Consider the following 12,175-nt stretch of genomic DNA (forward strand, 5'->3'; position numbering starts at 1 on the left):
AAAACATAAAGCATCTGTAATCAATGCGGTAAGAGCCAAAATCATAGCAAGGTCTTTTGCTGTGATACGAAGGCAGACTCCATTTGTAACATTGGTAGCATAATAAAAGGGGCTTAACTTCGAAAAATTCTTAGGTTTAGGAAGTAGCTATACACTTCTGAAGAGTAGTTATGTCTATATAAGAACTTACCCAAGGATACGTTAATATTCGTAAACCTGGGTAAGATTTTATAGATATTGTTTGGAGAGGACTTAGAATTCACCCTCTTCTATTTTTTATTATGCAGTTTTTGTCCGGCATAATTTCTCTGACGGCGGAATAAAACATGCTTTGTCGTTACAGGTATATGCCTGCCTTATAAATCATATATGTGCACTGCGGTGGGTATATATGCCTACCATGCTGAGCATATATATCCACCATGCTGGCCATATATACTCACCATAGCTGACTATATATACCCACCGTGATGACCATATATACCCACCGTGCCGAACATATCTTCCCGCTGTGTTTTATCTGATGCTCTGCTGAAGCACCAGTAAACTTTCGGGGCCCATGTTGAAGAGCAGATCGATGATGCTGAGGTTGGGAAGGAATCCCAGCTTCGGTTCGAATACCTGGTAATAGGGGTGGGGGATGAATTCGGAATCTGTTGTCCGGAAGTCTTTCTTCGGATGGATCGCCTCCCTGAAGTCCGCTTCTCCGGCTGTAAACTCCGTCTTGTATTCCGGTGTCCGCTCGATGCGGGGGTGAAGGTCAATCAGTTCGCAGACCAAGCGGCATATTTCTTCGTTGAAATCGGCGAGAAATTCATATCGCTTCTCATAGAAAGGGCGGAAGTCGTCCTTGTAATATTCAAAGAAAGGCGTGCTGTTGTAAGCCGATTCGATAGCGTTCCAGTGCAAATGCCGCCAATTGCCGTGGTCGGAAATACGGATGTCTTTCATCGGGCATTTCGCCTGAGCCGGTTTGACGGTGGGTATGGAGAGCGCCAGTTCGCCGTCCGGTGCGGCAATGGTACACCGGTTGCGGTACGTCTGCTTGGTGTAGTGATCGTGTTGCTCCACATAGATCCGGTCGTATATCAAGAACTTCGTGTAGTACTCTACGGGGGCAAGATAAGCGGAAGACAAATAGGCTGTTTTCATAAAGTTAATGCTGGGAGGTGATTGACTGGTTATTATCACTATTGCTTCTAAATGATAGAATCTGTATTGTTATTCTATATTCATCGGCCGTTTAAGGCTGCTTCATCTGACCTTCCTAAGGAAGCGGTTCCAACGGTATCCGCTGAATGCTCCGCTCTTTTGCTCTTTCGAGAACCAAATAAGCGAGGCTTTTCCGATCAGATGATCGTGCGGAACAAAGCCGAACAGTCTGGAGTCGGAGAGGTTGAAGCTGGCGTTGGACGCCATCCAGTAATAGTCTTTCGTAAAATAACAATGCTGCGTGGGTTTTCCGTCTATATACAGTGTGTCGTTCTTTATTTCAGCCTGCCTGCCTTCGTGCAGCACGAGCGTGTTGCGCAGCAGCGTGATGTTCCAAGGATAGACGCGAAGCACCTTTCCTTTACCCGGAATGATGAGCGGCTTCGGCGCTCCGGTATCTCCTTCCTGCAACCGAGATATCCACCGATTGGGTTTCGTCGCCTGTTCCAACAGGTAAAACTCGTATCGGCTGAAGCTGCGTACGTGCGTACTGTCGTTTCTGCCCATCACACCTTCGTTGGTGATGGAGAGCGAACGGAGCAGCAACTCGATATCTTTTTCTTTGGAAGCCGGATAGGCATACAGCTGTTTCTTGTCCGGATTGACTTCCGCTTCGGGTGAAACCACAGAGAAACAAGAGTCTATAAGCAGGGTGTCTCCGGGAGTTCCGATGCAGCGGCTGATGTACACGGCACGTCGGTCGATTGCCAATTTAGTGCCGGCTACCGGATTGTTGAACACCACAATCTCCTGCTTACCCACCGGACGTTCCAGCCATCGGTGGTAGGAGAATAGCGACATGAAAGGTACGCGCAGTCCGTAGCTCCACTTGTTTACCAGAATACGCTCCCCTTGAAAGAGGGAGTTCTCCATTCCCGAATACGGAATAAGGCACGATGTGAAGGCAAAGCTTCGTATGAGAAACACCATGGCGATAATGGCCAGAAGCTTTACCCCCAGCCTTATCCATGTTTTTCTTTTCGAACCTTTGTTTTCTGCCGACATCTGTTTCTATCTGTTCTCTTGTCTTATTCCGCAAGCTTATTCCCGAAAACGGAACCCGTTTGCTCCTTATTCTTTAATGTACCCATTTGAATAGCCGTTTCCATCGGATTCTGCCGTCGAACCAGCCGCGGTCTTTATCCAGCGAAAGCCATACGACGATGGGCTTTCCCACCACATGATCTTCGGGCACGAATCCCCAGTAGCGCGAGTCGAGCGAGTTGTCGCGGTTGTCTCCCATCATCCAGTAGTAATCCATTCGGAATGTATACGAATCGGTTTTCTCGCCGTTGATGTAGAAACCGTCGGCTTTCACTTCCAACTTGTTGCCTTCGTATGCCGTGATGCAACGCTCGTACATAGGGAGGTTGTCATCCGTCAGCGTAATGGTGGCTCCCTTCGAAGGAATCCAGATGGGGCCGTAGTTGTTCCGTTCCCACCGGTTGTGCAGGTTGAGCGGATACACCTTCCGGTCGTAGCTATCCGTCTCCTTTACAATTTTGCCGACCAGCTTCTTGTTGCCTGCCAGCGTGTCGTACATCTTCTTCGTCAGCGGAAGCCGGTAGACGGGATTCAGCCTTCCCGACGAGTCGCGGCTGTCGAGTCCCATCGCTATCAGTTCACCGTCCCATCCGCCGTTCTGTATCAATATCCGGTCGTCGTTGCTGATGCCCAAGTCGCGGAACATGTTTTCGGGAATGTAGGGGCCTGTGGTCTGTACGAAGTAGTTGAATTGCAAGTTTTCCGGATTCACGGTCGCCTTGCCGTTAATCATCACCTGTCCGTCTACAATCTCCAACGTGTCGCCCGGAAGCCCCACGCAACGTTTCACATAGTTTTCCCTACGGTCTACGGGGCGGTAAACCACCTTCCCGAAAGTTCGCGGATTCGAATCGATGTATTTACGTCCGGCGGCATAGTACAGGTTGTAGACATCCCGTTGCCGGTTGCGTGTAAGGCTGTCCATCTCCACCTCCTTCGGATAGATGCTTCGTCCCGCCTGATAAGCGATGGCGTAAATATCTTCCTGCTGATTGTTCAAGGCTACGGTATCGCCTGCAGGGAAGTTGAACACCACGATATCGTTCAGCTTCACCCTGCCGAACCCCGCCACGCGTTTGTACTTCCATTGCGGCCATTCGATGTACGATTTGGTGTTTACTATGGGTAGCGTGTGCTGAGCCAGAGGCATCGACAGGGGCGTATTAGGCACGCGCGGCCCGTAGCTCATTTTGCTCACATAGAGGAAGTCGCCTACGAGCAGCGATTTCTCCAGCGATGAAGAAGGAATCTGGTAATTCTGGAAAATATAGATGTTGACGAAGTAGACGGCCACCAGAGCGAATACGATGGCGTCTACCCAACTCATCACCGTGCGTACCGCCGCGTTCTTCGACTTGCGCCAGAACGACCAGGGGATTTTCTTCGTGATGTAAATATCGAAAATGAAAGGAACCACAATCAGTCCCCACCAACTGCGCACCCAAATAAGGAAAGCGAGGTAGATGGCGGTGACGATGGCGAATTTGATCCATTGCTTGCGTGTAGCTTGTATCATGGCTTTGTTGTTTTTTTTAAATGTTCTTCAGGAAAGGGAATAGGTCGCTCATGCCCAGCAGCCCTTCGTGGGTTGCCGTGTATTCGGCTGCCATTACGGCCCCGAGGGCGAAGCCGCCCCGGTTTTTGGCATCGTGGGTGATGGTGATGCTGTCTACATCCGACTCATAGCGTATGGAGTGTATGCCGAACACCTCACCCTCGCGGATGGAGTGAATGGGAAGCTCGTCGTCGGCGGAGGCTTCTTCCTTCACCCAGCGGTCTTTACGGTCGATGTTCTCGAGGATTCCCTCCGCCAGTGTGATGGCAGTGCCGCTCGGAGCGTCGAACTTATGGACGTGGTGCGTCTCGGTCATACTCACGTCGTAGGCGGGAAAGCGGTTCATGATGCACGCCAGATACTTGTTCACCGCAGAGAATACGGCTACCCCGAGACTGAAGTTGGACGACCAGAACAAGGTTTTGCCTTCCGCCGAGCAAAGCCGCCTGACTTCTTCGCCGTGTTCCGCCATCCATCCGGTGCTTCCGGATACCACCTTCACGCTGGCTTTGAAAGCTTTTATATAATTATGGTAAGCCACCTTAGGGTTTGTGAACTCGATTGCCACGTCGGCGTTTCTAAAGGCATCGGACTCGAAAGCTTCCTGATTATCGACGTCGATGACGCAGACTATCTCATGTCCGCGACCGACGGCGATCCGTTCGATCTCCTTGCCCATCTTTCCGTAACCTATCAATGCTATTTTCATCGTTTGTTGACTTATATTCAAAATAATAGTCGCAAAGATAAGATTTTTATTACATTTGCCGCGCACATTAACGTCTTCTTAACATGGAACACCTTCTCCAATACGTATGGAAACACAAATTATTCCCTTTGCAGCCGTTGCAAACCACCGGTGGATTGCCGGTAGAAGTGATCGATCCCGGTTTACGCAACTCGAATGCAGGGCCTGACTTTTTCAATGCGAAGCTCAAGATAGACGGAACGCTCTGGGTGGGGAATGTCGAAGTGCATTCGCTTTCGTCCGACTGGTTCCGCCACGGGCACGACCGCGACCGGGCTTACGATTCCGTGATTCTGCACGTGGCGGGCAAAGTAGATACCGATATCGTGCGACCGGGCGGCGAACCACTTCCGCAGTTGCAACTAAACTGCCCGGATGCCGTGCGGACGCATTACGAAGAGTTGCGCAATGCCGACCGATACCCTTGTTGTACGGAAGTGATCGGAGCGCTGCCGAAGGTTGCCGTACACTCGTGGCTGACTTCGTTGCAAACGGAAAGGCTGCAACAGAAAGCCCTGCAAATAGGAAAACGGCTGGAGCGATGCGACCGGAATTGGGAAGACGCTTTCTTCGTTACCCTTGCCCGTAACTTCGGTTTCGGACTGAACGGAGACGCGTTCGAACGTTGGGCGGGAACGCTTCCGTTCCGCGCGGTCGACAAACATCGCGATGATTTGTTTCAGATCGAAGCTTTCTTTTTCGGGCAGGCGGGATTGCTCGACGAAACAGCTCCGCATGGGGACGCTTCGAGTCGGGCGGCTACGCCGCAGGTACAGACGGCGCATCTTACCGCTTCCGGCACTGCCGATGCCTTGCGTGCCGAAGCGAAAGCCGACGGGCTTCCTCTTCATTCGCAGGCAACCTCGACTTTAGAAACCGTTCCGGCGGATTTGCCTGCTGATGAATATTACTTCCGCTTGCAGAAAGAGTACCGTTATCTCCGTCATAAATTCGGCTTTGACGCACAGATGCAAGCGTCCGACTGGCGGCTTCTCCGCCTTCGTCCCGGTAACTTTCCGCACATCCGTCTGGCGCAGTTGGCATGGCTCTACCGGTCGGGCAGCACGCTGTTCTCCCGCCTGATGGAGGGCGAAACACTCGAAACGGTGAGAGGAATGCTTGCCGCTCGCACGTCTGATTACTGGACGGAGCATTACCTGTTTCACAAACCGTCGCCTCGCCGCGAGAAAACTTTAGGCGCAAAGTCCGTTGATTTGCTCATTATTAATACGGTGGTTCCTTTCTTGTATGCCTACGGGTTGCACAAGGCTGACGAGCGTATGTGCGACCGGGCTTTGCGTTTTCTCGATGAACTGAAGGCGGAAGACAACCACATTGTCCGTTCGTGGAGTGCTGCCGGACTGGCGGTTACATCGGCGGCGGACAGTCAGGCGCTGGTGCAACTCCGCACCGCTTACTGCGAGCAACGGAAGTGTTTGTACTGCCGTTTCGGGTACGAATATATGCGACGTTGATCGTTAACCTGTTGTGCCCTGAAAGACCGGTAATTTTGCTCAAGAGGAGCAGAGCCTTTGTTTACATCGTCCTGAGGCCCTGTTTTTATCATACAGTTTTTCTGTTCGCTTCCGATGGATTTGGCATTTGTTTGGAGCAGAGCTTCTGTTTGCACCGAACAGAGGCTCCGTTTGTTTGGAGCAGAGCCTCTGTTTCCGCCGGACAGAGCCTTTGTTTATGCCGGATGAAAATTCTGCTTACATGTCAATTATGCGGCATAATGCTGAAATCCATCCCGGAGCCGGTATCCGGCAGAACTCTGGTTTAGCTCCTTATCCTTTGCACCGGGCAGCTTCCGGCCTTCGTTCCTGTGGCGTGGACGGATTCTGTTCGCTGCCTTTGCCCCTCCCTTTTCCCTTTCTGCAAAATAAAAAAACGGTTTCTTCTATCGGTATATCCAACTTCTGATTATATTTGCAGTATAAATTAAACCCTTAATACATATCCGGTTATGACAGCAAAAAGGTTTATATTCGGTCTGTTGGCAGCCGTGTTGCTGACGGGCATATCGTTCATCTCCTGCGGCAACAGCTCGAAATCGCGGCCCAACAGTGAAGCGGTTGCGCAGGCGGGCGAAGACTTCCGCACGTTTCTGAACAAGTTTACCGCAAGCGCGGCTTTCCAATACACACGTGTGAAGTTTCCGTTGAGAACTCCCATTATACTGCTTTTGGACGATGGAGAAACGGAGAAGAAATTTCCGTTTACGAAAGAAAAATGGCCGCTGTTGGATGCCGAAACGCTGAAAGAGGAGCGTGTGGAGCAGGAAGAGGGCGGCGTATACGTCTCGAAGTTTATTGTGAATGAGCCGAAGCGGAAAGTGTTCGAGGCGGGATACGAAGAATCCGAGAACGATTTGCGGGTAGAGTTCGAACTGATGGCGGACGGGAAGTGGTATGTGGTAGACTGCTATACCGCCTGGTATGGGCACGACCTGCCTGTGGAGGAGCTGGAGGCAACCGTTCGCGAGGTGAAGGAGGAAAACGAGGCTTTCAAAGAGTTGCATCCGTAAGCAATCTATGTTTCGTTTTTGTAGCTTATGGCTTGCAGGGTGATACCAGCTTGCTTTGCGTCCGCCGGTACTTTCTGCTTGGGTGGCATGCCTGTTGTTGCAGGCGGTTGCTGCCGACGTTGTGCCCTGTGAACAATCCGCGTTTAGTCCGCATAGCTCATTGCTGCGAGATACTTGCTGTTTTTATTGCAGTGGTAAGCAATCCGTCTCCGTGCTTGACTGTGCAACTTGCCGATTCCTGCTGACGCAAAGTTGCTTCTGTTACGATTCTGTGAGTAGACTCCGCTAACAGTGATTTGCCTTTTGATAAACAACGATTTGCATTTTGGTAGAAAATAATTCGTTCCTTTCGAAACAGTGATTCGCCTTTTAACAAAGCGCCGGCGAAGGTTTCGAACCGAAGCATTCAGGGCGCCGGCTTCCGTACGGCATGAGGAGATAGCCGTGATTTTGCGGTGGAAATAACCGGAGTGTCTGCCGCTCTGAACCATAAGAGACGGTTTTCTGTACAATTTATACCCCTTCTCCGTAAGGAAGAGGGGTATCTTTGTAGGTACGAAATAAAAAACGGATATTCCATGATGAAACAAGTCTCTCTTTTCCGGCGCGGCGCGCTCGCTCTGTGCCTCTTTCTCTGCCCGGCATTTGCCGGCGCGCAATTGGTCACTCACGAACGGATGTTCTCTTTCGAAGACTCTTCGGTTCCTTCCTGTTTCACGGCTGCCGATTCCCGGTTATCGCTTTCGCAGGCGCATTACAAAGACGGCAGGCAGTCGCTCGCGTGGAGCTTCGAGCCGGGCGGAGTGCTTGAGTTGGAGAAAGATCTGAAGTTCGAGAAGAAAGACCCTACGGGGAAAGACCTCTATCTTTCCGCTTTCATCGTGTGGATATACAACGAACAACCGAAGGATGCCACCGTGCGCTTCGAGTTTCTGAAAGACGGGCGTGTGTGCGCTTCCTTTCCTTTCGGCATCAACTTCAAAGGTTGGCGTGCCGCTTGGGTATGCTACGAGCGCGACATGGAGGGCGTGCCCGAAGAGGGGATGAACCGTCTTCGCATCGTTGCTCCGGCTGTGAAAGGAGAGCTGTTCATCGATCATCTCATTACGGCCACGAAGGTGGATGCCCGCCAGCAAACCGCCGACTTGCAGGTTCCTTTCGTCAATGCGGGAACAACGAACCACTGGCTGGTGGTTTACAAGCATTCGCTGCTGAAGCCCGACATTGGGCTGACGCCTGTCACCAATCGCGAGAAAGAGGAGATGCAACTGCTTGAAGCGCGCTTCCGCGACATGATTTATACGCCCTCCGCCGTCATCCCGAAAGAGGTAGCCGCCATCCGCAAGCGTTACGATGCTTACGGCATTACCTATCGCAACGGCATGGTGAGCGGCATGCCCATCTTCATGGTGCGGGCTTCGGAAGCCTACGAGCGGTTGATACCGGGTTGGGACAAGGATATGCTGACCAAAAAAGGGGTGGAGATGCGTGCTTACTTCGACCTGATGAAGCGTATTGCCGTGGCTTACAACAACAGCGGCGGGAATCCGGAGGTGAGGGAAGAGATGAAGAGCAAGTTTCTCGCCATGTACGATCACATCACCGATCAGGGAGTGGCATACGGCAGTTGCTGGGGAAACATCCATCACTACGGCTACAGCGTGCGCGGGCTTTATCCGGCTTACTTCCTGATGAAAGACGTGCTGCGACAGGCGGGCAAGCTGCACGAAGCCGAACGTACGCTTCGGTGGTATGCCATCACCAATGAAGTCTATCCCAAACCCGAATGTAACGGAATCGATATGGACTCGTTCAACACGCAGACCACCGGGCGCATTGCCGGCATCCTGATGATGGAAGACACGCCGGAGAAGCTGCAATATCTGCGGTCGTTCTCGCGGTGGATAGACTACGGTTGCCGTCCGGCTGCGGGTTTGGCAGGTTCGTTCAAGACCGACGGAGCGGCTTTCCATCACCGCAACCATTACCCGGCTTATGCCGTAGGCGGGCTCGACGGGGCTACGAATATGATTTATCTGCTTCACGGAACCGGCTTTGCCGTTTCCGAACTGGCGCACCGCACGGTCAAGAACGTCTTGTCCGCGATGCGTTTTTATTGCAATACACTTCACTTTCCGCTCTCTATGTCGGGGCGTCATCCCGACGGAAAGGGCAAACTCGTTCCCATGCACTATGCCATGATGGCGATGGCAGGCACGCCCGACGGAAAGTCAGCCGTCGACGGAGAGATGGCTTCGGCTTATCTTCGCCTGGTTGCCGATGTCCCTGCGGCAGGACAGGAACCCGAATACATGCCCAAAGTATCCGATGTCCGCGAAAGGGAGATAGCCCGGCGGCTCACGGCTCAGGGATTCCGCGCGGAGAATGACCCGGAGGGAAATCTTGCGCTCGGCTACGGCTGCGTGTCGGTGCAGCGGCGGAGCAACTGGGCTGCTGTGGTTCGCGGGCATTCCCGCTACCTCTGGGCGGCAGAGCACTACTTGGGAGCCAACCTCTACGGACGTTATCTGGCACACGGGAGCCTTCAGGTTCTGACGGCTGCGCCGGGACAGACGGTGACTCCCGCAACGAGCGGCTGGGTGCAACCCGGCTTCGACTGGAACCGGATACCGGGCACAACCTCCATTCATCTGCCTTGGGAACTGCTGAAAGCAAACGTGCTGAACGTAGACAGATACTCGGGCATCGAGGAGATGCTCTATTCGGATGAGGCGTTTGCGGGCGGGCTTTCGCAGCAGGGAGCCGATGGAAACTTCGGGATGATACTGCACGAGCATGATAAATACAACGGTACGCACCGTGCGCGCAAATCGTTCCATTTCCTCGACGGAATGATTGTCTGTCTCGGGTCGGACATCGAAAACGCGAATCTGGAGTATCCTACGGAGACTACCGTATTCCAACTGGCTGTGACCGACAAGCAGGGACGGGAGTTCTGGAAAGATGCTCCTGCGGGAAACCGGAAACTGTGGACCGACCATTTGGGGACGGGATACTATGTGCCCGTAGCTGCCCGTTTCGAGAAAAACTTCCCCCAACTGTCGCGTATGCAGAATACGGGCGCGGAGACGAAAGGCGACTGGGTGTCGCTGGTCATCGACCATGGGAAAGCGCCGAAGGCTGCGGGATACGAATATGCCGTATTCCCTCAGGCGGATGCGCAAAGGATGTCTGCTTTGCAGAAGCGTATACCTTACAAAGTGTTGCGTAAGGATCGCGGGGCGCATATCGTGCAGTTCGGTGGCGATCGGGTCACTTCGTACGTCTTGTTCGACACTCCTCAGGCGGATTTGCCCGGTGCGTTGCTTCAACGTGCGGATACATCCTGCTTGGTGATGACCCGCCAAGAATCGGCGAAGCAGTGGTTGCTGACGGTGGCTCAGCCCGACCTTGCGCTCTATCGCGGGGCGAGCGACGAAGCATTCGATGCCGGCGGAAAGCGTATCGAACGCAGTATCTACTCGCGTCCGTGGATCAATAATGAAAGCGGGGAGATTGCGGTGACCGTTACACTGAGAGGGCACTGGAAAGTGGAAGAGACTCCGTATTGCCGGATTGTTTCCGCCGATAAACGGCAGACGCAACTTCGCTTCCTTTGCCGGGAAGGTCGCAGCTTCGAAGTCCGGCTCACGAAATAAGGGGCGGAGCAAGGCTTGTGCCGTGCCTTTATAAGGAGAGGGCGGCTTTTAAACGGTTTTGGAAAGAATGCGGTACAAGCCTTATTGGATATGGGGCATACTGCCGCATCTCTGTCAGAACATGAACATGGCTGCCGCCACCAAGCGATGGTTTCTCACCGAATGCGTATCGAGCATCTTCCCGTCTTTCCGGTCGATGTCTTTCCCGTAGTTTGCAATGCTGTACAGGTATTCCACGCCGAACTTCCAATGGGGAGTATTATAGGTAAGCTCCGTGCCGAGTGAAGCAAGATCTTTCAGATCCGTGCCCGTTCCGTACAGCGGAGTGCCTTCTTGCAGTGCTTCGGGCGTGCCGAGATTCCTGGCATACCCCGCGAATATCCCCGGTTTCCACCTTTTGCCGTATACAACGTTCAGCCACGAACTTGAGAAACGTATCGGGGTATACTTTTGCGCTCCGGTTGCTGAATCGACCGAACGGATACCGAAACCGCCCAGTCCGGAGGTCTGTGTAAGGTTTGACCCCAATACGCTTTTCGCGGCGATGAACCAGTCGTTCGCGGTATATTTGGCGTGTGCCTCATAAGACAGACTGTTGATACGCTCGCTCACCCGGTAGGTTTTCCCGTCGGCTCCTGTGGCTTGTGTACGCGGTTTCATCGAGAGAAACTCTACACCGAGTCCTGCCAGAAAATGTTTCGAATGATAATCTATTCCCGTAAAAAGCTCCGGAACCATGCTCTTCTTTATATATTCCTGGCTCTTTTTGCTTTTCATCGGGTTGTTTTCATCAATCCCCTGCGAAAGGTATTGCGACTGCCATACGGCAGCTCCGGTCAGCCGGATGTGCTTTCCCGTATATCGGTATCGCAGTTGCGGAGCTCGGCTGAAGGGCTGGAAAGGCGCTCCTACCGAAAGATTCAGTATCTGCGGAGACACATCGCCGAACAGCGGATGCCACGTTTGCCCCGCCAATAAGGAGCTTTTTCCACGGTCCATCTGGAAATAAGCGTGGCGAAGACGAACCACCGAGAAGCTGCTTCCCGTGCCCCGAAAGTCGGCCTCCACCTTGGCGGAAGTGGCGGCGTTGCCCAGCTTCGGTCCTGTGATGTTCACTCCGAGCCGTGAGTATAACGTGTAAAAGTTGCTGTTGGGTGTGGCGTTCAGGTCTTTTCCTGCCGGGTCGGGGTTCTTGTCTTTCGGATACATGTAGAACAATCCGTCTACCGTCTCTTGATTTGCGCGGCTGTTGTAGTAAAGGTCCGTGCGCACCTGACCGTAAAACTTGTAGCTGAAGTCCTTCTTTTGCGCCAGACTTCCTGCTGCAACGAATAAAACTGCCGCAAGTGTCAACAAACTTCTTATGCTCCTTATGTGGTTATCTTCTGCTTCAGTGAATAAAACTGCCGCAAATGTCAACATCATTTTCT

Annotated in this window: 8 protein-coding genes; 3 read left to right on the top strand and 5 right to left on the bottom strand. The window is 52.6% G+C overall.

Features of this window, described 5'->3' with window-relative positions; genetic code table 11:
* Positions 1–516 precede the first annotated feature (516 nt).
* The 4 genes from C234_RS0110625 to dapB form a co-directional block, all read right to left on the bottom strand.
* Positions 517–1,152, bottom strand: coding sequence for a WbqC family protein (locus tag C234_RS0110625; RefSeq protein ID WP_027325754.1), 636 nt, complete (start codon positions 1,150–1,152; stop codon positions 517–519).
* Between the two features lie 102 nt (positions 1,153–1,254).
* On the bottom strand, positions 1,255–2,217 hold the full coding sequence (gene lepB, locus C234_RS0110630) for a signal peptidase I (RefSeq protein ID WP_148295207.1): 963 nt from the start codon (positions 2,215–2,217) through the stop codon (positions 1,255–1,257).
* A 73-nt stretch (positions 2,218–2,290) separates the two neighbouring features.
* A complete protein-coding gene (locus C234_RS0110635) occupies positions 2,291–3,772 on the bottom strand; it encodes a S26 family signal peptidase (RefSeq protein WP_021646712.1) in 1,482 nt (493 codons plus the stop codon).
* A 16-nt stretch (positions 3,773–3,788) separates the two neighbouring features.
* A complete protein-coding gene (dapB, locus tag C234_RS0110640; protein WP_027325756.1) occupies positions 3,789–4,520 on the bottom strand; it encodes a 4-hydroxy-tetrahydrodipicolinate reductase in 732 nt (243 codons plus the stop codon).
* Between the two features lie 83 nt (positions 4,521–4,603).
* Here dapB and C234_RS0110645 point away from each other — a divergent pair, with 83 nt between their 5' ends.
* The 3 genes from C234_RS0110645 (at position 4,604) to C234_RS0110670 (ending at position 10,745) form a co-directional block, all read left to right on the top strand.
* Positions 4,604–6,034, top strand: a complete 1,431-nt coding sequence (locus tag C234_RS0110645) for a DUF2851 family protein (protein ID WP_027325757.1) — start codon at positions 4,604–4,606, stop codon at positions 6,032–6,034.
* Between the two features lie 491 nt (positions 6,035–6,525).
* Positions 6,526–7,086, top strand: coding sequence for a hypothetical protein (locus C234_RS0110660; RefSeq protein ID WP_027325759.1), 561 nt, complete (start codon positions 6,526–6,528; stop codon positions 7,084–7,086).
* 581 nt (positions 7,087–7,667) lie between these two features.
* Positions 7,668–10,745 (top strand): chondroitinase family polysaccharide lyase, encoded by a 3,078-nt coding sequence (locus C234_RS0110670; protein WP_161625916.1) that lies wholly within the window; start codon positions 7,668–7,670, stop codon positions 10,743–10,745.
* A 114-nt stretch (positions 10,746–10,859) separates the two neighbouring features.
* Here the strand turns inward: C234_RS0110670 and C234_RS0110675 are convergent, their stop codons facing one another.
* Positions 10,860–12,110 carry a hypothetical protein gene (locus C234_RS0110675; protein ID WP_027325762.1) on the bottom strand — a complete coding sequence of 417 codons (1,251 nt, stop codon included), beginning with the start codon at positions 12,108–12,110 and terminating at the stop codon, positions 10,860–10,862.
* Between the last annotated feature and the right edge of the window lie 65 nt (positions 12,111–12,175).

The sequence above is a fragment of the Bacteroides pyogenes DSM 20611 = JCM 6294 genome, from assembly GCF_000428105.1.
Classification (GTDB): Bacteria; Bacteroidota; Bacteroidia; order Bacteroidales; family Bacteroidaceae; genus Bacteroides; species Bacteroides pyogenes.

Excerpts from the sequence above, each read along its gene's own strand:
- C234_RS0110635 (WP_021646712.1), bottom strand. The coding sequence starts at position 3,772 with ATGATACAAGCTACACGCAAGCAATGGATCAAATTCGCCATCGTCACC.
- C234_RS0110670 (WP_161625916.1), top strand. The coding sequence starts at position 7,668 with ATGAAACAAGTCTCTCTTTTCCGGCGCGGCGCGCTCGCTCTGTGCCTC.
- lepB (WP_148295207.1), bottom strand. The coding sequence starts at position 2,217 with ATGTCGGCAGAAAACAAAGGTTCGAAAAGAAAAACATGGATAAGGCTG.
- C234_RS0110625 (WP_027325754.1), bottom strand. The coding sequence starts at position 1,152 with ATGAAAACAGCCTATTTGTCTTCCGCTTATCTTGCCCCCGTAGAGTAC.
- C234_RS0110645 (WP_027325757.1), top strand. The coding sequence starts at position 4,604 with ATGGAACACCTTCTCCAATACGTATGGAAACACAAATTATTCCCTTTG.
- dapB (WP_027325756.1), bottom strand. The coding sequence starts at position 4,520 with ATGAAAATAGCATTGATAGGTTACGGAAAGATGGGCAAGGAGATCGAA.
- C234_RS0110660 (WP_027325759.1), top strand. The coding sequence starts at position 6,526 with ATGACAGCAAAAAGGTTTATATTCGGTCTGTTGGCAGCCGTGTTGCTG.